Raw genomic sequence first — 25,040 nt, 5'->3', positions numbered from 1 at the left:
CCAGCCGGATAATCTCCAGCTTCTCGTGAGCGGGGTACCTCATTCGTCGTCTCCCCCATCCTCGAGAACGCTTTTTTTAAGAAGCCGCAGTTCCAGAGCCTGCTCGGCGACAACTTCCTTAAGGTCTCGCGCCTCTTTGCGTCGCTGCTTGACCTCACCGGTGCTGGCCTGGCGGGCAGTATCACCAGCAAGCCGCTTCTTGCCAGCTTCCAGAAACTCTTTTGACCAACTGTAATAAAGTCCCTGCGAGATACCTTCTTGACGACACAGTTCAGCAATGCTGTCCTCACCACGTAGTCCTGCGAGTACGATGCGGATCTTGTCTTCAGTGGAATAGCGCAGGTCCTGCGGCGGATATCTTTAACCGCCTTCTCAGCTGCAGCGCTGGCGGTCCGTGTGTTGTGCCCCATTGTTCACTCCTAATCTCATGATCATGAGCCAAAACACTCCCTTATTCAAATTAACCGATCTGTCCATAAGGCTTCGATGGGGAACAGTCGACACCAAACCAAAGATCAATCGACAGTATAGGGAGTGATGCATGCTCTTCACCTGCCTCGAATGCGTCGATGTCACCCCAGCGAGATGCACTAATGTCGTGAAATTTGATACGGTCTCGGGAGCCGCTGATAAAGGAGTGTATAGCGTGTGCGACAGAAGTCTTACCACTATTGTTTGCTCCAACGAAGATCGAGATTTCCCTATCAAGATTTATCTTTGCATCTGTCAGGCGGCGATAGTTTGTAAGTCTAATCTTGCTTAAGTGCATGGCTTGCTCGATCTCTGCAAATCAACATGCCACTTATACTCTAGCTTGTATATTAATTCCAGATACCCGTTCTGCACCCTTCAACATGGAAACGAATACTCGAATTCCGATCCCCAACGACGAGACGAACTACTTCTACCATAAGCTGAAGTCTTAGTTTGATTGGAGCTGGCCTAAGTTAGGTCAAATGTCCTCAATTGGTCACGTTGGGTAATACTAGATCGCGCATAAGAGCAACTGGAGAAGCCTTCGGGTGAAGGTATCTCAACCCATGATGGAAGCTATCGAAAGTCCAGCTTTAGCCCTATCAGAGTGAAACTTTATTTTTTTCGCATAAATCTCTGCCTTGTCTCTATGTCGCGCGCTATCGAGGTGCGCATAGTGTCGCCGCGTTGTCGATAAGTCAGAATGCCCTAAGATGTCCGCGATATCAGCCAGATCAACCCCACTCAAACGCAGATGAGATCCAACGGAGCGGCGCAAGTCATGGACTTGTAAGTCAGAAATACCAGCCTTCTTGCACATATCATTATATTCACCATAGAGAATATGCTCATTTACAACTGTGTTCCCCTTACCAAAAGAAACAAAACATAATCACAGCCTTTTACTGGAGGGATACCTCTCAGGTGATCGACTACTTCTTGGGCAAGTCGAAATGTCTTCTCCCCGGTCTTCGTTGGCTGTGACACCGCCCCCATCTCCAAGTCAAGCTGGTCCCAGCGCAGACTGAGCGTCTCTTCCTTTCTTCGGCCAGTCATCAGAAGATAACGCAGAGCATGGACACCTATGATCCAATGCCACCCACCGGACTGAACCTCTTCCAGCCCATTCCAATACTTGCTCAGCTCCTCTGAACTCATAAACCGTGTTCGCGGCTTACGAGGATTCCTCGTTATGTGGAGCCAAGGATTAGCAAACGAAAGAGGGAGCAAACCCTGGGAGATTGACCAGTTGATTATTACCTGGCTTGTGATCGCTGCAGTATTTGCTGCGATCGGGCCATGCTTCTCAAAAAGCAGCCCAAACTTCATGCGACACCTATCGACCGTCAACGCTGCCGGGCTTAAGTTGTGCCAGTCCTTAAACTTGTTTTTCCAATCAGATTTGTACTTTGCCAGGGTAGTGTCTGCGACCTCCCCCTCTCTGCGCTTGAAGCAAATCTGAGCAAGCTCATCCAGGGCCTCGATATGCAATAACCCTTCGCGCATAGCGTTTTTCATTTTGCGCGCCTTCTCACGCGCTTCATCTACACTGAGTTCTGGGAAATACCCTAGCGTCTCATGCAGGCGCTGACCTGCAACTTTGACGTAAACCGAAAAGGTTTTCTTTCTTTGCGCCAACTGTGACGAGCAGCCCCTCCTCTACGGAGTCGGAGAGCCGGATACGTTTGCCTTCATACTTAAAAATTTTGAGATATGAGTTGGTGAGCCGGGTTGCCATGGAGATGCCTTAAATCACCCCCCCTATATGAACACGAAAAATAAATCACACGCTAGTCACACAACCAATAAAACTTGCGGCATTTCGATATAGCTCGAAATTACCGCAAGCCATTGAAATTAAAAGAAGAGACAGCTCAGCCTAAACCCATCAAACAGCGCCGGGGTAATTCGGGCTTTCGCGTGTAATCGTGACATCGTGGGCGTGGCTTTCGCGAAGGGAGGCGCCGGAGATGCGGACGAAGGTTGCGCGGTCTTTGTACTCTGGCAGGTTCGGCGCACCGACATAGCCCATGGACGCACGGACACCGCCTGCGAGCTGGTGCAGAACGGAAGAGAGCGGGCCTTTGTAAGGCACCTGTCCTTCAATGCCTTCTGGAACCAGCTTCAGCTTATCAGAGACCTCTGCCTGGAAGTAACGATCTGCGGAACCACGTGCCATTGCACCTACAGAGCCCATACCACGATAGGCTTTGTAGGAACGCCCTTGATGCAGGTAAACCTCACCTGGGCTTTCTTCGGTACCAGCCAGTAGTGAACCCACCATGCAGGAGCCTGCACCTGCTGCGAATGCTTTTGCCATATCGCCGGAGAACTTGATGCCACCATCTGCAATGATTGGCACGTCAGCCTTAGCAGCCTCGGCTGCGCACTCAAGGATCGCTGTGAGCTGAGGAACGCCGACACCAGCAACAATGCGCGTTGTACAGATAGAACCCGGCCCGATACCCACCTTCACGGCATCTGCACCAGCTTCAATCAGCGCTTTTGTTGCAGCTGGAGTTGCTACGTTGCCAGCCACCAGCTCTACACTCGGGAAGCGCTTCTTGATTGCAGCTACCTGATCGATCACTGCTTGCGAATGGCCGTGCGCGGTATCCACAACCAGAAGGTCGACATCAGCCTCAATCAGGGCCTCAGCGCGGCGCATGCCATCTTCACCAACGCTGGTTGCAGCACCAGACAGAAGGCGTCCCTGCCCGTCCTTGGATGCATTCGGATTGAGCTGTGCCTTTTCCATGTCTTTTACAGTAATAAGACCAACACAATACTGGTTCTCATCAACCACCAAAAGCTTTTCGATACGGTGTTGGTGCAACAGACGCTTGGCTTCATCCTGACGAACATTGTCACGCACTGTGATCAGGTTGTCGCGGGTCATCAGTTCACAGACCAGCTGCTCAGGGTTTGAGGCAAAGCGTACGTCGCGGTTGGTCAGAATACCAACGAGGCGACCTGTAGCAGTACCGCCGCGACCACCGTTTTCAACCACTGGCACGCCGGAGATCTTGTGCGCCTCCATCAGATTGAGAGCGTCTTCCAGAGTTGCATCGGGACCAATCACCAATGGATTGACGACCATGCCACTCTCGAATTTCTTCACCTGACGGACTTCTTCGGCCTGACGTTCTGGTGTCATGTTCTTGTGGATGATGCCGAGGCCACCGGCCTGTGCCATAGCAATCGCCAGGCGTGCTTCTGTCACTGTGTCCATTGCGGAAGAGAGGATAGGCAAATACAAATGAAGATTGCGAGAGATTCGTGAGTGCAGTTCGACCTGCGCTGGCATGATCTCAGAATGCCCTGGGAGGAGCAGAACATCATCAAAAGTCAGCGCTTCGTGACCTGAAGATGGTTCGTAAAATGTAGGCATTGCCAAGTTCCCTTCGGATGAATATAGACCGCCCTGACCCACTCCCTGCTCAAGTGGATTTGACTGCAGAGTTGTCTGAAAAGATAGAGAAGTTGACGCGGGTCACTACCACGGCTTTTGCGATTTGAAAAGGGGCATTTATCAATTTCAGGCCGCGGATTGCATATTTGAGCCTCCCCCCATTGATTTTACTAAATTGCCTGTATCGCCTATGAGTGTTGGTAGACCGAGTTCCTTTAGGGTCAGCTTTCGAGAATAGACACCTTCAGGGATACCCAGAGGCCTCAACGGACACCCCTGAGTGATTTCAGACCGGAAAGCTCCGAGTATGCCGCACCGCCTCCGCATGACGACTGTGATCGTTGGCATGACGCTTTTGCTGGTGCAGCTGGACGCTACAGTGCTTGGGGTTGCGATCCCCACTATCGCCCGTGACCTAAAAATCAATCCACTTACATTGCATATGACCATATCGCTCTATCAGCTCACATTAGCGGTATTTATTCCCATTTCTGGATGGGCAGCTGACCGGTTCGGTTCAAAACGATTGTTTGTTGGTGCAGCGCTCCTGTTTATGAGCATGTCAGTGGCTTGCGCTCTTTCCAGTAATCTGACCCATCTTTTGATTGCTCGTGCAATTCAGGGGTTTGCCGGAGCCTTTCTAATGCCGATTGGACGTCTGACAGTCATCCGCATGGCAGGCACGAAGATCCTTGTGCAAGCGATGGTTTGGGTCGTCACGCCCGCTGCATTCGGGATTGCCTTTGGTCCCTTTCTGGGCGGCATTATTGTCCACTATCTCAATTGGCGCTGGATTTTTTTGATCAATGTGCCGGTTTGCGTTGCCGTTGGCGCTATGAGCAGCTTTTACTTTCGCAATTACAGACGGAAGAACAAGGTGCCCTTCGATTTTCCGGGGTTCATTTTGCTAGGGAGTACTGCCGCATCGCTCCTGGCTGGGATTGCTAATCTTACGAAGATCACGGCCGATGCATTTATTCCCTTTGGCCTTTTTGCAGCAAGTTTATCATTCGGCCTGGTTTTTATATGGCATGCACGGCGCGCACGCCATCCAGTGATTGACCTGAAGCTCTTCGCAAATCTCAGCTATCGTGTCTCGACCTACGCAGCTGTCCCTTTGCGCATCGGCGTCGCTTCCTTTGCGTTTGTCATGCCGCTCATGCTGCAAATTCCAATGGGTCTTGATAGTCTGACAACAGGACTCCTTATGGGCGCCGCAGCCATTGGAGCCCTGCTTTCACGCGTGGTCGCTCACCGATTGATCAAAACATTCGGCTTTCGCGGCGTCCTGCTGCCCTGCACCATTGTTCTTTCCGTTTTAACGCTGGCTGTGGGCTTTGTGTGGCTTACCAAGTCACTTGCAGCAGTCGCGCTCCTCATCCTGCTCACAGGCCTTACACGAAGCCTTGTATTCACATCAGCCAACACAGCAAGCTATGCGGATCTGACCAGGTGTCTTGTTAATCAGGGTGTGAGCTTTGCAGGACTGGTTCAGCAACTTTCTATTTCACTGGCGGTTGGCTTTGCTGCTGCCGTTTTGCATGTTCGGCAGAACATCACAGAAGAGCCCATGCTCACCGGGCCTGACTTTATCTGGCTCTCCGTTTGCACTGGTTTATTTGCCTTGCTGCCCGTGCTGTTTTTCTGGTTTCTTCCCGTTAATCTTGGAAAGAACAAAGTGGATGAGCAAGTACACTTACATCAATAAAAAAAGGCTGGTCGAAACCAGCCTTTCTGAACATTATTTGGAACCTCTGTAGCCCTTGGCGAGAATAAACATCTCAGGGCTGCCTTTGCGGCTCGCTGGCGGCTTGATATGCACCACAGACTTAAATTCCTTCTTCAGATCCTGAAGCAACTTTGCCTCAGCCCCACCGGCAAACACCTTTGAGAGGAATGCACCACCTTCATTCAGGTTCTGACGCGCAAAATCGATTGCGATCTCGAACAAATAAGTCGTGCGCAGGTGATCTGTTTGACGATGGCCTGTCGTTGGCGCTGCCATGTCAGACATCACCAGATCTGGGCGATGCCCGCCGAGCGCTTTCATCAGTTCATCAGGAGCATCATCATCCAGAAAGTCTTTTTGAAGGATCACAACGCCTGGGATCGGTTCAACTTCGAGATAATCAATCCCAACCACCAATGGCTCATCATCCATTGAGCCAACGATCGGCGCCGTCAGCTGCGACCAGCCGCCTGGAGCACACCCCAAATCGACCACACGCATACCCGGCTTCAAGATTTCATGCTTCTCGTTGATCTCGATCAGCTTGTAGGCCGCCCTAGAGCGATAGCCATCGACCTTGGCACGGCGGACGTACGGATCATTCAGCTGGCGTTGCAGCCAGAGTGTTGAGGAGTTGGACCGTTTACGCGCAGTTTTCACGCGCTGAAACATGCCCCGATCACCTGATCCACGACCACTAGAGTTGCCGCTCATCTGTTATATTCCTTTCTAGGGGTGCGCCGGCGCTTATGGTTGGAGTTGCTCCAGACTTTGTCTGCAGCCATCATCTCCATCAAAATACCTTCCCGCAGTCCTCTGTCAGCCACACGTAAACGCTGACAAGGCCATCTGCGGCGTATTCCTTCCAAAATTGCGCAACCTGCTAGCACCAAATCGGCTCGGTCCTCACCAATACAAGGGTTTTCCACCCGTTCTTGATAGGACATATTCAAAAGCTGGTTAATCATGGCTGAAACATCTTCCTGTTCCATCCATGCTCCATCAACGCGGCGGCGATCATAGCGTTTAAGGCCCAAGTGGACCCCGGCCAATGTAGTCACCGTCCCGGATGTTCCCAGCATATGGACATTTCCGCGCTCTATAGCACGGGAGAGTTCATTGCCAAGAGGGAAATTCTCCAATCTCTGCGAGACATCACCAACCATAGCTTCAAAAACATCTGGTGTGACGTGCACACCTCCGTGACTTTCCGCCAGATTTACAACGCCCAGAGGCAGAGACGTCCATGTTCGGACAAAGCGCGTCAGTGCATACCCGCGCGCACCATATCTGTTGCGCAGATCGAGCCAGACAATCTCAGAGGATCCGCCTCCAATATCGAAAAGCAGAACACCATCAGCCTCAGGATCGACCAGAGAAACGCACCCAGCAACAGCTAAGCGTGCTTCAGTCTCCTGACTGACGATCTCAAGCTCCAGCCCCGCTTCTTTCTTGGCACGGCTGACAAACTCCTCGCCATTTTCAGCTGCCCGGCAGGCTTCGGTTGCAATGAGCCGTGCCCGCTGAACGCCGCGCTCGGAAATCTTTTGCTGACAAACCTGCAAGGCCTCAATGGCTCGAGAAATGGCGTCATCGGAGAGTTTCCGGTTACGCCCGACACCCTCCCCCAAGCGTACAATCTTGGAGTAGGCATCGACAACGCGAAACCCGCGCTGCTCTGGTCTGGCAATCAACAAACGACAATTGTTGGTGCCTAGATCCAAAGCTGCATAAAGTTCCTGAGACCCTGCCGCCTGATGCCTGTGGCGCGAAGGAAAACGATGCGTCCCATCACCACGCGTATCCGCATGATGATGGCGTCGGTTTGCATCACTTTCGCGAGATCTGTAGCCTTGAGAAGGACGCGGAGATTGTTGCTCTACAGGCCCTGACTGTCTGGCCTGCGCTGACCCATGCGTTTTGGCCTCCTCCTTAGGTGCAGGAGCAGGTTGTATAACTTCTACTGATGTGCCGCCCGGATCAATATTGACAACGGGCGCATGTAGTTTCTGGTTTAGGAGCGCACGTCTTTCTGCCCGATTAGGCTTTGCGCGACGTGCTTTCCTCTGCCGCTTGGCGCCTTCAGGACGAGAACTACCGGCCTCTTCCGCAATCCCAGCAGAATGACCAGCTTCAGCGCGGTGCAAAGACGCATTTTTGGCGTCACCACCCTGGCGCTTTCTATGGCGTTGCTTCCGTCTGCCCTTTTTCGAGCTTCCCGGGACGCCGGGCGTTCTCGCTCCATCCGAAGAGGACCGCTCACCCGTTTTCTTCAAGTGCTATGCCTTTGTGCAGTCCTTGAGGCATCTAAATGCGATCTGGACTGAAGTCATTTTAAGTTGGCAACATTGTAACAGTTTCATGGCAAACAGCAATCGCCCCATTTGAATGGTACAGTCCTAAATTTAAACGAATTCTCTCAAATTGCAGGAAACTCCAGAGGCTTACAGATCGGCTCGCCGGTGGTCGGAGTTGATACAGCTGTGCCATAGCCAGAGCACATTTGCGCAGAAACACTCAGAGCCATGCCCTTATTCACAAGAGAAGGGCATGAAATCCGCTTAGCCCACTGATTTTGTTAAAACTCACGAGAACCAAGTTGACAAGGTCCGGTCCGAACACTAAAAGCCCTCTCACCGACGAATTGAACGACTTGCTTCACTTTGTTGGTTGGCAGTAGCTAACGTGCTGTTATTGCTGGGGATTAGTTTAATGGTAGAACAGCGGACTCTGACTCCGTCGGTCCTGGTTCGAGTCCAGGATCCCCAGCCAATTACTCACGTATCAAAAGCTTCAACTGCCAGGTAGGGAACACTTCCCTCCTGTTCTGCTGGGGATTAGTTTAATGGTAGAACAGCGGACTCTGACTCCGTCGGTCCTGGTTCGAGTCCAGGATCCCCAGCCATTTTCTTCCATACATCATATCTAAACAGATTGCCTGGGCGGCTCTCATATTCCGCTAATTGACGGCTTTGTGTCCCTCAAGAACACTGCTTGCGTCTTCAACGCTTGCAGAGGCCCTGTCATGCCCTTTTCTCCCAAACGGATTGCCGTTTTTGGTGCCAGTGGCGCGATTGGCTCTGCTTTTGTCAATGAATGCATTGATCGCTATCACACGGCGACTGTGTTTTGTTTTGCCCGTTCTTTAGAGCGCATGCCAGTCCATGAGCGTGTTGAAAGTCGGGCTTTCTCATTGGAGGATCCAGAAGGGCTCAATGCCAGTGCAGATGCGATTAAAGCAGCTGGTGGGCTGGATCTGATTTTCGTGGCGACGGGGCAGCTCCACAGCGCAACCACGAAACCAGAAAAAACTATCCGGGCCCTCACCCACGCCGGAATGGGGGAAACGTTTTGTACGAACACGATCTTACCAGCGATGATCATGAAGTACTTTCTACCGCTGTTACCCAAGCACAAGAAGGCTGTTTTTGCAACCATTTCAGCACGAGTTGGCAGCATTTCTGATAATTATCTGGGGGGATGGTATTCGTACCGGGCCTCAAAAGCAGCCCTTAACATGCTCATCAGGTGCGCTGCGATTGAGATGCAGCGCACGCATCAAAGCTCTATCATTATTGGCCTGCATCCGGGAACAGTGGACAGCTCCCTTTCAAAACCGTTTCAACGCGGCATTCAAGAAAGCCTGTTGATGCAGCCAAAGCAGTCCGCGGCAATGTTACTGGATGTGATCAGTAAGGTAGATCAATCCCAAACCGGCAAATGCCTAGCCTATGACGGGACTGAAATCTCACCCTGAGCAGTCATTAAGCGCCGACAGAGGCTTTCAGAACGTACTGTTCAAAAACATCGCGGCTTTGCGTCAGAAGTGCTTCACACCACTCTTGTGTATCAACAAAGAGCGCATCCTTGAGCTCCTGCCTGATTTCAGCGGCCAACTCTGGGGCGACAGTGTCCCGATTGCGTTTCAGCCAGTTGTCTCGGCGATGAGCGTCCAGCACTTGTTCAAATGGGACTGTGCCAAACTCCAGGATCAGCTTGGTTGGTGGGACCTCCAGATCCAAACTGTCCAAAGTATCACACATGAAACCACCGATGAGGCTCCACTCCGCCTCTTCACCCGGCTTTGAACTGAGGTCCATCACCTCACAGAAACCGCAGGGGCCAACACCAGTGTGCAGATCAATGATCGTTGCACGCTTTGCACCTTGTCCATAACAGACAATGACCTGCTTTAGGGTTTTGGTGGACCAGGAGGTTTCCTCCCCACCATAGAACAGACCCATTGGGACCGTGTACTGCCCCTTCAGCACTTTTTGCGTCAGAGCGCCAGCCCCGTTCTTTTCCGTATAAGCTTTGATTGCGGCATTGGCAGCCTGCCACTCCTCGCCCGTGATCTGCGGCGCACAAATGGCGGTGTGCAGCTCCTCATAGTCCGGGTTTTGAGGGAGGTCTCCATCAAAGCTAATGGAGTTGCGGTTGTTGTCGACGTTGTTCTCATCTGTTCGTGTAAAGATCGCGCAGCCAGCAGGATTAACTGCATGCACCCAGACTACTTTTGTATTGTCTGGCAGCTGCTCCAGATAGCGCTGCATCAAGTCCAGCTGAATTCCAGAGCCCGCTGTGAGTTCTGTTCCATGCACGCCGGAAGTGATGAACACCACATGCTCACTGTCTGGCTTGCCTTGCAAAGCAACAGCCATCTGCACAGGTCCCTCTTCACTCTTGAAGGTTGGGTGCGGGATGATCTCTGTCTCAAATCCAAGTCGACTGGCCAGGTCCATGAAACGCTGTTGAGCTTGGAAATAGTCCTCAGAGAAAATGGGATTTGCAGGCATTGTGTACTCTTCAAATAACGGGATGAAGCTGTGATATATCGGCGGTTACATTACACACCTAATTGACCCGGAAAGAATAATCTAGTCTGTTGTTCCTTATCTCTTTTTTCTCGCATCACATGCAAGTTTTCAATCAATTGCGATGATGCGTCTTCATATCAGGCTGCCGCTGCGCACCCATAGAGTTAGCAGCGATCAGCTTCCCGGGAGCGAATAATGAAAAGAAAACTGATACTAGATGTGGACACGGGCACGGATGATGCTGTTGCCATTATGCTGGCTGCTTTGCATGAAGATCTTGACCTGATTGGCGTAACCACTGTGAACGGGAATGCTGAGCTGCATTATTGCACAGATAATTCCTTGCGTGTTCTCGACTATATCGGCAAGCCTGAGATTCCGGTTTACGCTGGTTGTCACAAGCCTCTGGTACGAAATGACTTTCCAACTCCCCGCACCAAAAACGATCTGACCGAGAAGATCCACGGCAAGCATCTTCCTCTGCCGGAAACTGCTTTAAAAGCACAAAAGCAGCATGCTGTTGAGTATCTGGTAGAAACCTACCGCAGTGCGACTGATCCAATCACGCTGGTTCCGGTTGCGCCACTCACCAACATTGCCGCAGCGCTGGCTGTTGAGCCGAAGTTGGTGGACCTCATTCCTGAAGTCGTGATCATGGGTGGTGGTCATGATGTTGGTAATGTGACCCCTGCTGCGGAATTCAACATCTGGGCTGACCCTGAAGCTGCTTATGCAGTCTTTAATGCTGGCTTTGAAAAGCTGACCATGGTGCCGCTGGATGCAACACACAAAGCGCTGGTGACAGCAACGCAATGTCGTCAGTTTGATGAGCTGGGCACGCCTGCTGGTAAGGCAATGGCCGCTTGTACAGGCCATCGCATTGGCATTCACGACAAGATCCAGAAGATGGATGTTGAGCACAGCGCACCGGTGCATGATGCGCTTTGTATCGCGCACCTCATTCAGCCAGACGTGATTACGCTGGAAGAGTTCCCGGTTGATATTGAAACACAGGGTGCACTGACTGTTGGGCGTACGATTGTTGACAAGAACCACCGCGGCACCAAACAAGCCAATTGCAAAGTGGCCCTTGACGCGAATGCGGCACTCTTCGTCGACATCATGATGAAGACGTTCGCCAGCAATAAGTAAAATTAGAAAGCGCCGAGAGCATCAGGCTGTCGGCGCTTTTAAGCACCTTACTTTGTGAATGCCATCTGATTGGCATTGCCGAGCATCCAGCGCGACCCGAACTTATCAATTGCAACGCAGCTTGCAGATGCTTCAGATCCGAACATCAGGCATTTCACTTTGACTGCGGTCGCCAATTGACGCCGCAAAGAGTAATGATTTTCCGCAGGCCACATCAGACCAACGCGAATAATCCCATGTTGGTGATAGATATTGAGCTGGCGTTTATCGACAACTTCCGCTCGTCCGCTCACTTCTGTCAATTGCTGTATGCCCAAGGCATTACCGAGTGAGACTGATATCAGCATTGTCGACAGACCTGTCAGTATCACCGTCAAAAACTTAAGTGAACGCATCATTTCTCTCCGTGGTCGCACCTTTAATTCCATTAGGGAAAATCAAAGCATACCACGATCAAGGCGCACTCAATGCGCCTTATTACATTTCTGTGACAATTGAGGGCTATTGTAAACTTCAGTGATCTGATGCTGTGCAATCAAATGGCTCATACCTTCAATTTTATCGTTTGGTTTTGAGGGGAAATCAGATCTTTGGACTATAATTCGCTCTGCAATTTGCATCTGAAAGGCTGGATATAGATTAGATGCTTCGTTCTAGTGTTCATCAACTGTTTGACGAGCTGGTCTCCTGCGAGCAATTTCTTGATAATTGCGGAGAGCTTATGTGGCGCGACAAGCTTCGCCAGACCCGTGTCGTTGACGCCGCCGGCAATGAAGCGCTCGATCTGGATTTGCTGCTCTCCTACTTTTCTCAAAGTGAAGCGTTCTTTGAGTTGGAGCTGTCGCAAGATCTCGGCCACCGTGTGAGTGAGACGACTGAGCCGGGCGCAAACTCCCACCTGGTCACACTGCGGCTGGATATCTTTTATCTTGCGCAGAAGTGCCGAGACGAAGGCAATGCAAGCATTGTGATCATCTCGGCTTGTCCTTAACTGCAGCTATTCTGCTGGCGTATTCGTGGTGCCCAGCGCTTTATCAAGCTCACTGTGCAGTTTCTCTTCACTGGCTTTGCGTGGCTTCGTAAAGCGCATCAGCAGCAAGTAGGCGGCTGGTGTTACGAAGAGTGTGGAGAGTGTTGCAAAGCCTAAACCACCAACGATTACCCATCCCATCTCAATGCGCGCTTCTGCCCCTGCTCCAAAAGCCATGACCAGTGGCACGCCACCAAGGACGGTTGAGACCACAGTCATAACAACTGGGCGGAAGCGGATGAGGCATGCATCATGGATCGCTTCAAAGACTGAACGCCCTTCCTCCCTCAAAGTATTGGCAAATTCGACAATGAGAATGCCGTTCTTGGCCATCAAACCAACGAGCAAGATGATACCGATCTGGGAGTAGACGTTGATGGAGCCCCCTGTCAGGCCGATAGAGATAATTGCTGCTGAAATGCCAAAGGGCACTGTGCAGAGAATGACAAAGGCGCTCATGAAGCTTTCAAACTGCGCAGCGAGCACAAGGAAAACCACGAGGATTGCAAAGAGGAAGGTCATGTACACGTTGGATGTGGTTTTCTCCAAAACCGCTGCTTCACTCAAAAGCGTGACGTTGGTGCCTTCCGGCAAAACCTCCTCAGCCACTTCTTTCATGTCAGAGATTGCCTGCGCAAGATCATAGCCGTCATTGATGGAAATGGTGACGGGTACTGCTCTTTGCTGCTCTTCACGCGTCAAGCTTGGTGCCACGGCCTCTTCTTCAATGGAGACAATAGAGGACATCGGCAGCATGGTACCGTCTTTGCTCTTGATGAAGATATTTTCCAAATCACGGGTAGAGCGCAATGGCAGACCACCAGCTTCCATGACCATTGGAATGCCGTCATCTTCTACAAAGAGATCCGCTACCGAGGAGCCATCGAGCAACATGCGCAGATTGGAGGCGATCCGGTCTGAAGACAATCCCAGATCATTTGCGCGTTCCCTGTCGACACTCACCAGCAATTGCGGCTGTGTCGTCTCATAGGACACGGAGGCAAAGCCAACTTTGTCACCGTAACGGGCCTGCATCTCCGAGACGATATCATCTGCATTTTCAGCCAATTCGTCATAATTGGTGCCGGTCACAGCAAAGCGGAGTCCCTGCCCAGCGCCACGAATTCCGATTGTATTAGGTTGAGCAACACGCACCTTCAGGCCGGGGATTTTAGCGGTCTTGCGTTGTAGTTCGTTGACAATTTCCTGCTGACTGCGATCTCGCTCTGCCCAGTCTTTCAAAGACATAACAAGAAAGCCGCGATTGATCTGCCCCCCCATGCCTACAAGACTCATAACGCTTCGGGCCTCGCCATTTTCAACATAGGGCTGAGCGATATATTCCAACTCGCTCATCTTGCCCGCGGTGTAGTCCAAACTTGCCCCTTGAGGTGTCGATGCAATCATGAAGATCACAGATCTGTCCTCAGTCGGGGTGAGCTGTCTTGGCAGTGAGGTATATTGGGAGGCTCCCAAAATGACGAAGAGTGTTGCCGCGCCCAGCAATATGAATGGACGGCGCAATGTCCAATCCAACGTGCTGGAGTACCAACGCTCAATGGCTGTCCCCATATTGGAAATCACAGTCCAAGTCGCAGAGGGTTTGTGCGTGTCCTCATAATTTTTTGTTCGCAGCAGACGGGAAGCCATCATCGGTGCAAGTGTCAGCGCAACGAAGGACGACAGCATCACGCTGATTGCAAGCACGAAGCCGAACTCAGAGAAGAGTTTGCCGACACTGCCCGGGAGGAATGAGATTGGTATAAACACAGCAGCCAGCGTGGCCGTTGTGGTGATGACTGCAAAGAAGACCTCCCGCGTACCAAGGATCGCAGCCGCACGCGGCCCCTGCCCTTTATGAACGCGCTTGGAGATATTCTCCAGAACCACAATTGCATCATCAACCACCATACCGGTTGCTAGCAGAAGGGCTAGAAGCGTCAAGACGTTTGCGGAAAAGCCCGCCAGCCAGATGCCAACCAAAGCCCCAATCAAGGCAACAGGAACAGTGACAGCAGGAATAAGCGTGACTCGAATAGAACCGAGGAACAGCAGCATCACACCAATGACAATGCTGGTGGATAGGAACAGCGAGAACACGACTTCCTTGATCGCGCCACCAATGAACGTTGCATCATCACTGCTGACGTTGACTTCAACATCCTTTGGAAGCTGATCCTTCATGCGCTCAATTTCAGCGCGGACGTTGTTGGAGATGTCGATGGTATTTGAGTTTGCCGAGCGAATGATACCCATGCCGACAGCACGTTTGCCGTTGTAAAACGCACCAGAGGACGCGCGTTCCGGCCCATAGCTCACAAACGCAATATCGCGAATTCGGGTAGTCTCATTGAGCTTGACCATGCCGATCTGTTCGGCAGTTTTCACGTCAGAGTTTGCACGAACAAAGAGCTCCTGATCGCCCGTTTCCAGCGATCCGCCGGAGGTATCAAGCGCAAGCTCTTCTAAAACAGAGCGCAGATTATCCGGTGTCAGGCCGCGAGATGACATTGCCTGCACGTTGATTGCGATTTTGAAAACGGGCGTTTGAGAGCCATACAGATCCACACTGGCGACACCCGGTACAGACGTGATGCGGTCAACAATCTCGTCATCCACAAACTTGCTCAGTTCTTCGATGCGCATTTCATCAGAAGTTACAACAACGCGCATTACAGGATCGGCATCTGCGTCTGCCTTCACCACAACGGGAGTATCAGCATCTTCTGGCAGATTACGCCCCGCTCCGCTCACAGCATCGCGGATATCATTGGCAGCTTCGCTGACGTCGACACCATCATTGAATTCAACGGTAATTCGGCTGCGACCATATTTTGAATTGGATGAAATGGATTCGATGCCTGCGGTGCGGGAAATCGCTTTTTCCAGCACACTGGTTATCTCGGCATCCGTAACTTCTGGCGGCGCACCGGAGTATGTGGTCGTGACCGTTACAACGGGCCGGTCCACATTTGGCATTTCGCGCACTTCAACGCCAAGTAATGCCGCAATACCGGCCACGATAATAAGAAGGTTCAGGGTGATTGCCAGAACCGGGCGCCGTACACACAGGGCATACAATCCGCTCAGGTGACTTTCCCGTGTCGATTTTTTGTCGGTTGTCATAGAAACACCTTCGGGTCAGTCATTCAGGAGCTGGATTGCGTCGTGCCATCAGGCGATATTCCAGATTGGGAACCAGAGCTTTTTACTGGTTCCCCCTTATCGGTTTGGCCTGTGTCCGGCTTATTCTTGCCTTGCCCGCGTCCCTTCCCTTTGCCCTTTACCCCAGTTTTATCACTGGGTGTCTGCGTCTCACTTACGAGTGGTGCGGCCGGCTCTTCAGGGCTGGTCAGCGTAAAACCCGGCTCAGCCTGAAGCGTTACTTTTGTGCCCGGACGCAAGTCACGCACTGATTCCGTGATGACGATATCGCCCGGCTCGACCTCACCTTCAATCAAGACGCGATCAGCGCTGCGCTCAATGACAGTTACGTCGGCTCGCAGAGCTTCACCATTTTCAGCAAGCCAGACATGTGGGCCGGACCGATCCCATTTGAGCGCGATTGACGGGACGGATGGCCATTCATCCCCTTCCAACTGGACACGAGCATCGAATGCGATCCCAGACCTCAGAAGATCGTCAGGATTTGCCACTGTTGCCTGAACTTTCAATGTGCGGGATTCGGAATTGACGCGATTTTCCAGAGCCGTCAGCTCACCGCTGAATGTATGCCCCGGCATGGCTTCTGTGCGCAGTTCTACAGAATCCCCACGTTTGACCTTGTTGGCAAACCGTTCTGGTACGACAAATTCCACCAGAATGCTTGAGCGATCGTCCAGGCCTGTGATGCGGGAAGACTGGGTTACGTAGTCGCCGATTTCAACATCCATGATGCCGAGAATACCTTCAAATGGCGCTTTCACAAGCCTGCGATCAAGATCGATACTGGCTTTGTCCAGATCCAGTCGGGCCTGATTTGTTGCCAGCAAAGCGTTTTGCATCTGGACTGTCGAAATGGTCTGCGAAGACATCAGCTTTTCATAGCGTTCAACCTGCTCTTCAGCATCTTTAAGCGCAAGCTTGGCGCGGTTGACCGCCAGCTTCTCTTCTGCATCATCCAGACGCAACACAACATCACCTGTAGAGACGCGTGTCCCTGCCTTGAAAGGCAGCTCCTGAATGCGTCCAGAGCTTTCCGGGTAGAGATCTGTCATCTTAGCAGCACGGCCTGTGCCGATTGCGCGGACAAATGTGTCAGTTACACCTGTGGTCACATTGCGGGCACGAGCCAGAATTTCCTGATTGCCACCACCGCCACGTTTTCCGCCGCCACGCTTGCCCTGCTGTTTGTTGCCAGAGCCCTTCACGACGACATCTGCCGTCTCAGTTGGCCAAAGCGTTAGTCCAACGGAAGCGAACAGGGGGACAGGCTTGGAGAACAGAACCGGCTTGCCGATATATAAACCTGCAATACCAACTACGACGGCGATCAGACCAACTTTTACAGCCTGTCTAGAACGGGACATTAACAGCCAACTCCTACCAGAATTTGCAGTACTTACGGCTATTCAGGCTCACTAGATCAATGAGGAGCCTCTTGGCGATTCAAGCACGCTTGAAAGAACACATTAGTTGAGAGTGTTTTACATTGCTTTTGTGAGACATGTGCATTTTGAAGTTTGTAAAAACGTAATGACATTGTCTGAACCGGCGTTTTGCTACAGTTCGTTACACTTTCCTTGGTCTGCCCCGCGCGTTTTCCAGAGGCAGATGCACAAAAGGCCTGACATTGATATCAGGCCTTTCAGTCATTTTCGCGATGCTACATTTAGCTAAACGCTGAGCGGTTCCACCGGGTTACTTGCCGGACGCACCACAACGCGTGATCCATTTGGCACGCGATTGTACAGGTCAATCACATCCTGGTTGAGCAGGCGGATACAGCCACTTGAGACGTTTTTGCCGATTGACCAGTGCTCGTTGGTTCCGTGCAGGCGGTACAACGTGTCTTTGCCGTTCTGGAACAGGTAAAGCGCACGGGCGCCCAGCGGGTTTTCAATACCCGGCGCCATGCCATGGCGGAACTCTTCAAGCTCTGGCTGACGTGCGATCATCTCTGCTGGCGGCGTCCATTTTGGCCACTGACGTTTGTACTGGATGACAGCATCGCCGTTCCAGCTAAAGCCAGCACGGCCTACACCGACACCATAGCGCATGGCAGTGCCATCACCGCGCACCAGATAAAGGAAGCGGTTGGATGGGTCGACAACAAGTGTGCCGCCAACTTCCGGACCGGTGTAGTTCACCACCTGACGGAGGTACTTACCGTCTGGGATCTGGCTGAGATTGACTGCAGGGATGGGGAATTTTTCTTCCGGCATCGGGCCATAAACAGCCTTGTAGTACGGATCCTGGCGAAGGTCGGCCACAGTCTTGCGTTTTGGAGTACCGGTTGTCTGACAGCCTGCCAAAGCGAGGGCTGCTGTTCCGATTACAAAACCACGTCTGGACAAACTACCTTTGTTACAATGCCTCGCCTTCTCGGCAGTTGTACTTAAAAAGCTCATGGTCACCCTATTATTGTTCCTTAAGTTAGATTGCCGAGCATGCTGCAATAAACATATCGCACAGTCGATTTGCGTTTCTAACTTGTCTCTATCAATAACTAATTGAGGAAGACAGATGGTCACGACAATTTGAACCTATGCACAATTCACTATGTGGATTCAAAGGGTGCGACCAACAAGGCCTTAAAGGGTGTGTCTGGCCTGCAAATGGCTGGATTGCGGCCAGTTCAAGAACAAGATGGCTTTTCTACAGATACTGAAGAAACCTCCCTCACTTGAAGCGAGAGAGGCAAAGGCTTCAGCTTTTGAAGCGGTTAGGGCTTGTGGTGTTCGTGCCAATGGCGGGCAATATCGATCCGACGCGGCACCCAGACATCCTGCTTTTGGGAGATATAATCCAAGAAACGGGCAAGAGCTGCTGTTCTGCCAGGGCGTCCGGCAAGGCGGCAGTGCAAGCCGATGGACATCATTTTGGCCGCTCCGTCTTCCCCTTCCGCGTAAAGCGTGTCGAAGCTATCTTTCAGGTAGGTAAAGAATTGGTCACCGCTGTTAAAGCCCTGCGGTGTTGCAAACCGCATATCATTGGCATCCAGCGTGTAAGGGATGATCAGATGCGGGCCATTGGGGCCTTCAACCCAATAAGGCAGATCGTCTGCATAGCTGTCAGAGCTGTAAAGAAAGCCCCCCTCTTCCATAACCATCTGCAGTGTGTTGACGGAGCTTCTGCCCGTGTACCAGCCATATGGGCGCTCTCCGGTCGTCTCTTTGTGGCTTTTGATCGCCTGCTGGAGATGCCAGCGCTCTTCATCAGCGGAGAAATCTTTGTACTCGATCCATTTGAGGCCGTGAGATGCAATCTCCCAGTCAGCCTCTTTCATAGCCTGAACCACTTCAGGATTTCGCTCTAGTGCCGTGGCAACGCCATAGCACGTCACCGGATGTCCATGTTTGCGGAACAATCGCCACAAACGCCAGAAGCCAGCACGCGAGCCATATTCGTAAAGTGACTCCATATTCATATGCCGTTGGTTCAGCCAGGTTTGGGCGCCAACAATCTCAGAAAGGAAAGCTTCAGACCCAGCATCTCCATGAAGGATGTTGTTCTCGCCGCCTTCTTCGTAATTGATGACAAACTGAACCGCGATTTTCGCATTGCCTGGCCAGTTAGGGTTCGGCGTGTTCCGGCCATACCCAATCATGTCGCGTGCATAATCCATCATGAAATACCTTTTTGAAGTTTGTTGGAAACACTTCACCTCAAAACAGCAAGACAAGACAAGTAGGTTTGTGCAGAATTCCAATGCACAACTCTTCCTAAGCTCACAAAAAATGGCTCAACTTGTGATGGCAAACACATTCTTTTGTAGAAATCTCATTAAATTTGAAGGGTAACCATTGAAATTTTGAGCACGAGAACAATCTGAACCCTATGTAGCGCGACCGGGACATCCTGTTACATTTCTACATTTGACAGTGATTAAAGCTTTCAGTAAAAAGTTTCACATATATCTAGTCGATATATATCGAACGTGACCAGACTTTAGCTCTAATCGATTTTAAGTCTTTTAAGTTCAGTAAGTTATTCGACCTAACGCCTATATGAGGTCTCTTTTAACACTCAGTGCGATGTGGTGGGGAATGAGCACACGTAAATTTTGTCTTGCCATATTATCCAGCGGGGATGCTACTGGATACGAAATTCGCAAGACTGCGCAAGAAGGGCATTTCAGTCATTTCATTGAAGCCAGTTACGGGTCAATTTATCCGTCGCTTGCCAAGATGGAACAGGACGGTCTTGTGACGTGGCGCGAAGAAATTTCGCCAGGCAAACCTTCTCGGAAAATCTATTCTATTACACAGGCAGGTCGTGACGCTTTTGTACAAGAGCTGTCTGAGACCCCTGTCGAAGATTTGTTCAGATCCCCGTTTCTTCTGCTTGCGCTTTATAGCCGCTGGGTTGGTGGCGAGTTTATTTCCAAGGAGATTGACCGCCGCATTGAGCATCTGGAGCTCAAAATCGGGGGCATGACCCACGAGCTTGAGATTTGTGAGGATCCAGCAAGCGCGTGGACACTGGAATACGGCATTACCACACTGAGTGCTTCCCTTAATTACATGAAAATGAACCGAAGCAAGCTTGAGCGCATCGCCAGCGAGCGTGTCTCCCACGCTCAAGCAGCTGAATAATCGCCAAGAACCGGCGGAGAGAAAAATGGCAATTCGATTTTCACATGTTCTGGCTTTGGGGCTTACAGCCGGAATCGGTATCTGGATGGCGACCGGCACAACCGTGGTTATGGGTCAGGGTACGGGCGAAGGTTCGACACCACCACCAGCAGAGAGAGTGAAAGCTCTCGGCTCTGTTCCCTTTGCCGTAAAAGTGCAGACCCTTGAAGCAACAGTACGAACTCCATTTTTGGAAATGCGCGGACGAACGCAGGCTGATACGCGCGTTGAAGTGCATTCGGAAACTGCTGGTGTGGTACGTACACGCCCTGCAACGGAAGGCATGTTCGTTCGTAAAGGTGATTTGCTCTGTTCTCTTGATCGCGGTGCACGTGAAGCACGCGTTCTTCAGGCCAATGCAGCTCTGGCTCAGGCCAATATTGATTTTGAAGCTGCCAGCAAGCTGAACAACAGAGGCTTTTCTGCTGCGAACCGTGTGATCGCGCTTAAAGCGACAAGCGACGCGGCCAAAGCTCAGTTGCAAGAAGCTGAACTTGAGCTGGAACGTACTGCAATCCGCGCCCCTATTGATGGGATCATCGAGACGCCACTGACAGAAGTGGGCGCGATGCTGGCTGTTGGCAAAGTTTGCGCGACAATTATGGCACCGGACCCAATGCTTGCAATCGGCGCTGTTTCAGAATCCAACATTCAGGCTGTAAAGATTGGCCAGACCGCTGTTGTAAATCTGGTGACCGGTCAAACCGTTGAAGGCAAAGTGAGCCACATTGCGAGCTCCGCCAATCCGGACACACGTACTTTCCACGTAGAAGTTGAACTGCCGAACTCTGATTTTGATTTGAAGGACGGCGTTACAACCAGCACCCAGCTGCAACTTGCCAATGAGAAAGCACACTTTGTATCACCGGGCATTTTGACCCTTGCTGACAATGGGGATATTGGCCTGCGCGGCGTTGGTGCAGACAACAAGGTCATTTTCTATCCTGTTGAAATGATCGGCGGAGACACAAAGGGTGTCTGGCTCAAGGGCCTGCCAGAAAAAGTGACCGTTATTACTGTTGGTCAGGACTTCGTTAAAGAAGGCCGCGTTGTTCATCCCGTTTTTGAAACCGCGGAGGTTTCACAATGATATCCATGCTGGAAGGGGTGCTCCAACGCCCCAAAACAGTTTTTGTGATGATGCTCTTCATGGTGATCGCAGGCATTATGTCCTACATCGCGATTCCCAAAGAAGCTGCGCCTGATATTGATGTTCCTTTCTTTTATGTTTCTGTCAGCCAGTCCGGTATTTCTCCTGAAGACGGAACCCGCCTGATCGGTCAACCGATGGAGACTGAACTGCGCGGTCTTGAAGGTTTGAAGGAAATCACAACGATCGCTGCCGAAGGGCATGTGGGCATTTTGTTGGAGTTCGACATTAATGTCGACAAAGACAAAGCGCTGACGGACGTTCGTGAAAAGGTTGACACGGCGAAGACCAAGATCCCTGAGGACGCCAAAGAACCGACTGTCAGCACCCACAATATGGCTCTTCAGCCGACCATGACCATCGCTCTTTCCGGTGATGTTCCTGCCCGCACGCTTTACCGTCTTGCTGACCGATTGAAAGACGAGATCGAGTCCATTGCGTCGGTGAAAGAGGTTGAGCTGACAGGCCAGCGTGATGAGCTGCTGGAAGTGATCATTGATACGCTTAAGATGGAAAGCTACTCCATCAGCCAGAGCGAGCTAATCAATGCACTTCGGCTGAACAACCAGCTAATTGCTGCAGGCTTTATTGATGGAGGTGCTGGCCGCTTCAACATCAAAGTGCCAGGTCTGATCCTTGATGCGGATGATGTGTATTCCTTACCGGTGAAACAAGCTGGTGAAGGTGTCGTGACACTTGGTGATATCGCTACGATCAAACGTACCTTCAAAGATCCAAGTACCTTTACACTTGTAAATGGTCAGCCTGCTGTTTCTCTGGATGTGATCAAACGCATTGGCGAGAACATTATCGAGAACAATGCTGCTGTTCGCACTGTTGTTGAAGACGTTACTGCAGAGCTGCCAAGTACAGTATCTGTGAGTTATATGCTCGATGTATCAGACAACATTTTTCAGACCCTAAACTCTCTTGAATCTTCCATCATGACAGCAATTTTCCTCGTGATGGTTGTTGTTATTGCTGCTCTTGGTTTGCGGTCTGCCATCTTGGTTGGCTTGGCTATTCCAACAAGCTTCATGTTGGGCTTCCTGACACTGACGACCATCGGTATGACCGTGAACACCATGGTGATGTTCGGCCTGGTGCTGACTGTTGGTATGCTGGTTGACGGCGCGATTGTAATGGTGGAGTACGCAGACCGTAAGGCAGCTGAAGGCATGCCTCCACGGGATGCTTACATCCGTGCTGCCAAGCTGATGTTCTGGCCGATCGTCTCTTCCACGGCAACAACGCTGGCGGCTTTCCTGCCAATGTTGCTGTGGCCGGGCGTACCAGGCGAGTTCATGAGCTACCTGCCAATCATGGTGATCATCGTTCTGTCTGGCTCTTTGCTGACGGCCATGGTGTTCCTACCCGTGACAGGTGGTATTTTGGCCGCTGTCTTTGCGTTTATGAGCAAGTATGGCGAGCATCTTCTGGCTCTTATCGTTGCTGTAGGGCTGGCTGCCGTCGTCTCCAGCCTGACACCAATCGTTGCGGTCCTTGGTCCTGCATCAAAACTGCTTGGAGCCGCTATCGTCATCATGGCTTATTTGCCGTTGATGAAGATGTTCAAACCAATCCTCAACTATTCTCGTGCACGTGCTGAGCGCCGGAAAACGGAAGAGTTGGCAGCCGCAAAAGTGTTCTCCGGACATGGTCCGTTTGACACATCAAAGCTGCGCGGTATTACGCGTGCCTATATTGCCGTTCTGGAGTTTCTGGTTCGCAAGTGGTGGGCCGGCATGCTGGCGATCGTCGCTATGCTGGTTCTTTGTGGCAGCATCTTTATGACCTTTATGAGCAACAATGCCGGCACAGAGTTCTTCGTGGATGAAGAGCCTGAGCAGGGTAAGTTTTATGTGACCGCGCGCGGCAACATGTCTGCTCTTGAGGCTCTTGAACTGGTTCGGGACGTTGACAGCATCATTCTGGCTGAGCCGGGCATTGAAAATGTCGTAACCCGCGCCTTCCCTGTTGGTGTGCGTGGTGGCGGTGGCAACAACGCTCCTGCAGATCTAATTGGCTCAATCGACATTGAATTTGCTGACTTCTGCTGCCGTCCGTCGGCAAAGGAAATCTTTAACAGCGTTCGTGAGAAAACCTCTCTGCTTCCGGGTATCAAGGTTGAGTCCCGGCAGGTTGAGGGCGGTCCTCCAACTGGTAAAGACATCCAGTTGCAGATCAACTCAAACAACTATGAAGCAGCTGTTGCAGCCGCAGACCGCGTTCGCAATCACATTGACACTGTTGATGGCTTGCGTGATCAGGAAGACAGCCGTCCACTACCGGGCATTGACTGGGAACTGACCATCAATCGCGAAAAAGCGGCTCGTTATAAGGCTGATATCGCAGCTGTGGGCGCTATGGTTCAGCTTGTAACCAACGGTGTTCTGATTGGTGACTATCGCCCGTCTGACTCAGAGGATGAAGTGGATATTCGTGTGCGTCTTCCTCAGAACGAGCGGACTTTGGACAAATTTGATGAGCTGCGTCTTCGTACTCAGCTGGGTCAGATTCCCCTCTCCAACTTTGTGGAGCGGACACCGAAGCAGAAGGTCTCCAGCATTACACGCCGCAATGGCATGTTCTCTCTGGACGTTAAAGCTGGCGTTGATAAAGACCGCTTCCTCGTGACTGAGAAAGAGGCAGAGATTCAGGAATGGATCGATGCTCAGCAATGGCCGGACGGTGTGTTCATCAAGTTCCGCGGGGCGAATGAAGAGCAAGCCAAGTCTCAGGCCTTCCTGATGAAGGCAATGATTGGCGCGCTGTTCCTGATGTTCATCATTCTACTGACCCAGTACAACAGCTTCTACCAGAGCTTCCTGACGCTCTCGACTGTAGTGATGAGTGTGTTTGGTGTGCTGCTTGGTATGTTGGTGACGGGGCAGAAGTTCTCAATCATTATGACCGGTACGGGTATTGTGGCGCTGGCAGGTATCGTGGTGAACAACGCGATCGTTCTTATCGATACCTACAATCGTTTCCGTGAAGATGGGCAGAGCCCGGTAGATGCAGCCCTGCGTACAAGCGCTCAGCGTGTCCGTCCGGTGATGCTGACCACCATCACCACGATTGCTGGCCTCATTCCAATGGCGACGCAGATCAGCTTTGACTTTGCCAATCAGGTCACGACCTTTGGCAGCGTCACTGCAAGTTGGTGGGTGCAGCTCTCAACCGCGGTGATCTCCGGCCTGGCGTTCTCAACCATGTTGACGCTGGTTGTGATCCCGATTGCTCTGGTGATGCCTATGCATCTTGCGAATGGTTATGGGCGGGTTGCAAACAGACGTAAAGGCCAGATGTCAGCAGATCAGTATGCGCTTGCAAATGGCAATCAGGATCCGAGAGAGCCAAACTTTGGTGATGAGGCTTCTGAAGAGGTCAAGCGGGTTCCTGAAGCCGCTGAGTGAGGCTTTGACTATAACAAACGCGAAAGAGGCTGCTTCGGCAGCCTTTTTTATTGTCTGCTATAAG

At 51.5% G+C, this 25,040-nt stretch carries 17 protein-coding genes, 2 tRNA genes and 1 pseudogene; 9 read left to right on the top strand and 11 right to left on the bottom strand.

Annotated elements, in window-relative coordinates:
* From PsAD46_RS27665 to guaB, 3 genes and pseudogenes are all read right to left on the bottom strand, one after another.
* Window positions 1-410, bottom strand: a pseudogene (locus PsAD46_RS27665) (transposase); the annotation flags it as partial.
* Window positions 411-1,326: 916 nt separating this feature from the next.
* Complete coding sequence (locus tag PsAD46_RS14645) at window positions 1,327-2,112, bottom strand: integrase family protein (RefSeq protein WP_063307217.1); 786 nt, start codon at window positions 2,110-2,112, stop codon at window positions 1,327-1,329.
* 250 nt (window positions 2,113-2,362) lie between these two features.
* Window positions 2,363-3,865, bottom strand: a complete 1,503-nt coding sequence (gene guaB / locus PsAD46_RS14640; RefSeq protein ID WP_063288388.1) for an IMP dehydrogenase — start codon at window positions 3,863-3,865, stop codon at window positions 2,363-2,365.
* A gap of 328 nt (window positions 3,866-4,193) precedes the next feature.
* Here guaB and PsAD46_RS14635 point away from each other — a divergent pair, with 328 nt between their 5' ends.
* Window positions 4,194-5,594, top strand: a complete 1,401-nt coding sequence (locus PsAD46_RS14635; RefSeq protein WP_063293106.1) for an MFS transporter — start codon at window positions 4,194-4,196, stop codon at window positions 5,592-5,594.
* A gap of 33 nt (window positions 5,595-5,627) precedes the next feature.
* Here PsAD46_RS14635 and PsAD46_RS14630 read toward each other — a convergent pair whose 3' ends face one another.
* Window positions 5,628-6,329 (bottom strand): RlmE family RNA methyltransferase, encoded by a 702-nt coding sequence (locus PsAD46_RS14630; protein WP_057466074.1) that lies wholly within the window; start codon window positions 6,327-6,329, stop codon window positions 5,628-5,630.
* Window positions 6,326-7,762 carry a Ppx/GppA phosphatase family protein gene (locus PsAD46_RS14625; protein ID WP_063288386.1) on the bottom strand — a complete coding sequence of 479 codons (1,437 nt, stop codon included), beginning with the start codon at window positions 7,760-7,762 and terminating at the stop codon, window positions 6,326-6,328. Before PsAD46_RS14625 ends, PsAD46_RS14630 begins: the two co-directional genes overlap by 4 nt.
* A 551-nt stretch (window positions 7,763-8,313) precedes the next feature.
* Between PsAD46_RS14625 and PsAD46_RS14620 the strand changes: the two genes are divergently transcribed.
* From PsAD46_RS14620 to PsAD46_RS14610, 3 genes are all read left to right on the top strand, one after another.
* A tRNA-Gln gene (locus PsAD46_RS14620) sits at window positions 8,314-8,387 on the top strand.
* Between the two features lie 59 nt (window positions 8,388-8,446).
* Window positions 8,447-8,520: transfer RNA gene (locus PsAD46_RS14615), tRNA-Gln, on the top strand.
* A gap of 120 nt (window positions 8,521-8,640) precedes the next feature.
* On the top strand, window positions 8,641-9,372 hold the full coding sequence (locus PsAD46_RS14610; protein WP_063293107.1) for an SDR family NAD(P)-dependent oxidoreductase: 732 nt from the start codon (window positions 8,641-8,643) through the stop codon (window positions 9,370-9,372).
* 7 nt (window positions 9,373-9,379) lie between these two features.
* Here the strand turns inward: PsAD46_RS14610 and PsAD46_RS14605 are convergent, their stop codons facing one another.
* The gene (locus PsAD46_RS14605) at window positions 9,380-10,411 is read right to left on the bottom strand and encodes a DUF2817 domain-containing protein (RefSeq protein WP_084404418.1); all 1,032 of its coding nucleotides are present in this window, start codon (window positions 10,409-10,411) and stop codon (window positions 9,380-9,382) included.
* Window positions 10,412-10,627: 216 nt separating this feature from the next.
* Here PsAD46_RS14605 and PsAD46_RS14600 point away from each other — a divergent pair, with 216 nt between their 5' ends.
* Entirely contained in the window at window positions 10,628-11,584 is a 957-nt protein-coding gene (locus PsAD46_RS14600; protein ID WP_063293108.1) for a nucleoside hydrolase, read from the top strand.
* Between the two features lie 47 nt (window positions 11,585-11,631).
* Here the strand turns inward: PsAD46_RS14600 and PsAD46_RS14595 are convergent, their stop codons facing one another.
* Window positions 11,632-11,979 carry a hypothetical protein gene (locus PsAD46_RS14595; RefSeq protein WP_063288383.1) on the bottom strand — a complete coding sequence of 116 codons (348 nt, stop codon included), beginning with the start codon at window positions 11,977-11,979 and terminating at the stop codon, window positions 11,632-11,634.
* Window positions 11,980-12,227: 248 nt separating this feature from the next.
* On the opposite strand from PsAD46_RS14595, the gene PsAD46_RS14590 reads away from it, so the two are divergent.
* On the top strand, window positions 12,228-12,575 hold the full coding sequence (locus PsAD46_RS14590; protein ID WP_057466069.1) for a hypothetical protein: 348 nt from the start codon (window positions 12,228-12,230) through the stop codon (window positions 12,573-12,575).
* A 6-nt stretch (window positions 12,576-12,581) separates the two neighbouring features.
* Here PsAD46_RS14590 and PsAD46_RS14585 read toward each other — a convergent pair whose 3' ends face one another.
* From PsAD46_RS14585 to puuE, 4 genes are all read right to left on the bottom strand, one after another.
* Window positions 12,582-15,740: an efflux RND transporter permease subunit gene (locus tag PsAD46_RS14585; RefSeq protein ID WP_063307216.1), complete on the bottom strand. Its 3,159-nt coding sequence runs from the start codon at window positions 15,738-15,740 to the stop codon at window positions 12,582-12,584.
* Window positions 15,741-15,763: 23 nt separating this feature from the next.
* Entirely contained in the window at window positions 15,764-17,143 is a 1,380-nt protein-coding gene (locus tag PsAD46_RS14580) for an efflux RND transporter periplasmic adaptor subunit (RefSeq protein ID WP_063307215.1), read from the bottom strand.
* Between the two features lie 306 nt (window positions 17,144-17,449).
* Window positions 17,450-18,184 (bottom strand): L,D-transpeptidase, encoded by a 735-nt coding sequence (locus PsAD46_RS14575; RefSeq protein WP_208981853.1) that lies wholly within the window; start codon window positions 18,182-18,184, stop codon window positions 17,450-17,452.
* Window positions 18,185-18,498: 314 nt separating this feature from the next.
* Complete coding sequence (gene puuE, locus PsAD46_RS14570) at window positions 18,499-19,404, bottom strand: allantoinase PuuE (RefSeq protein WP_063293112.1); 906 nt, start codon at window positions 19,402-19,404, stop codon at window positions 18,499-18,501.
* Between the two features lie 418 nt (window positions 19,405-19,822).
* On the opposite strand from puuE, the gene PsAD46_RS14565 reads away from it, so the two are divergent.
* Genes PsAD46_RS14565 through PsAD46_RS14555 form a run of 3 tightly spaced genes read left to right on the top strand, consistent with a single transcriptional unit; the run spans window position 19,823 to window position 24,976 of the window.
* A complete protein-coding gene (locus PsAD46_RS14565; protein WP_063288378.1) occupies window positions 19,823-20,371 on the top strand; it encodes a PadR family transcriptional regulator in 549 nt (182 codons plus the stop codon).
* A gap of 25 nt (window positions 20,372-20,396) precedes the next feature.
* Window positions 20,397-21,500, top strand: a complete 1,104-nt coding sequence (locus PsAD46_RS14560; protein ID WP_063307213.1) for an efflux RND transporter periplasmic adaptor subunit — start codon at window positions 20,397-20,399, stop codon at window positions 21,498-21,500.
* Window positions 21,497-24,976 carry an efflux RND transporter permease subunit gene (locus PsAD46_RS14555; protein WP_063307212.1) on the top strand — a complete coding sequence of 1,160 codons (3,480 nt, stop codon included), beginning with the start codon at window positions 21,497-21,499 and terminating at the stop codon, window positions 24,974-24,976. Before PsAD46_RS14560 ends, PsAD46_RS14555 begins: the two co-directional genes overlap by 4 nt.
* Window positions 24,977-25,040 lie beyond the last annotated feature (64 nt).

The organism is Pseudovibrio sp. Ad46 (assembly GCF_001623065.1).
In the GTDB taxonomy this organism is placed as follows: Bacteria; Pseudomonadota; Alphaproteobacteria; order Rhizobiales; family Stappiaceae; genus Pseudovibrio.
The sequence above is the reverse complement of the archived record's forward strand: the minus strand, read 5'-3'. Positions and strand labels throughout refer to the sequence as shown.

Bases quoted from the DNA above. Each gene is read 5' to 3' on its own strand.
- PsAD46_RS14590 (WP_057466069.1), top strand. From the start codon at position 12,228: ATGCTTCGTTCTAGTGTTCATCAACTGTTTGACGAGCTGGTCTCCTGC.
- PsAD46_RS14610 (WP_063293107.1), top strand. From the start codon at position 8,641: ATGCCCTTTTCTCCCAAACGGATTGCCGTTTTTGGTGCCAGTGGCGCG.
- PsAD46_RS14555 (WP_063307212.1), top strand. From the start codon at position 21,497: ATGATATCCATGCTGGAAGGGGTGCTCCAACGCCCCAAAACAGTTTTT.
- PsAD46_RS14635 (WP_063293106.1), top strand. From the start codon at position 4,194: ATGCCGCACCGCCTCCGCATGACGACTGTGATCGTTGGCATGACGCTT.
- PsAD46_RS14595 (WP_063288383.1), bottom strand. From the start codon at position 11,979: ATGCGTTCACTTAAGTTTTTGACGGTGATACTGACAGGTCTGTCGACA.
- PsAD46_RS14565 (WP_063288378.1), top strand. From the start codon at position 19,823: ATGAGCACACGTAAATTTTGTCTTGCCATATTATCCAGCGGGGATGCT.
- PsAD46_RS14575 (WP_208981853.1), bottom strand. From the start codon at position 18,184: ATGAGCTTTTTAAGTACAACTGCCGAGAAGGCGAGGCATTGTAACAAA.
- PsAD46_RS14600 (WP_063293108.1), top strand. From the start codon at position 10,628: ATGAAAAGAAAACTGATACTAGATGTGGACACGGGCACGGATGATGCT.
- PsAD46_RS14580 (WP_063307215.1), bottom strand. From the start codon at position 17,143: ATGTCCCGTTCTAGACAGGCTGTAAAAGTTGGTCTGATCGCCGTCGTA.
- puuE (WP_063293112.1), bottom strand. From the start codon at position 19,404: ATGATGGATTATGCACGCGACATGATTGGGTATGGCCGGAACACGCCG.
- PsAD46_RS14605 (WP_084404418.1), bottom strand. From the start codon at position 10,411: ATGCCTGCAAATCCCATTTTCTCTGAGGACTATTTCCAAGCTCAACAG.
- guaB (WP_063288388.1), bottom strand. From the start codon at position 3,865: ATGCCTACATTTTACGAACCATCTTCAGGTCACGAAGCGCTGACTTTT.
- PsAD46_RS14585 (WP_063307216.1), bottom strand. From the start codon at position 15,740: ATGACAACCGACAAAAAATCGACACGGGAAAGTCACCTGAGCGGATTG.
- PsAD46_RS14630 (WP_057466074.1), bottom strand. From the start codon at position 6,329: ATGAGCGGCAACTCTAGTGGTCGTGGATCAGGTGATCGGGGCATGTTT.
- PsAD46_RS14560 (WP_063307213.1), top strand. From the start codon at position 20,397: ATGGCAATTCGATTTTCACATGTTCTGGCTTTGGGGCTTACAGCCGGA.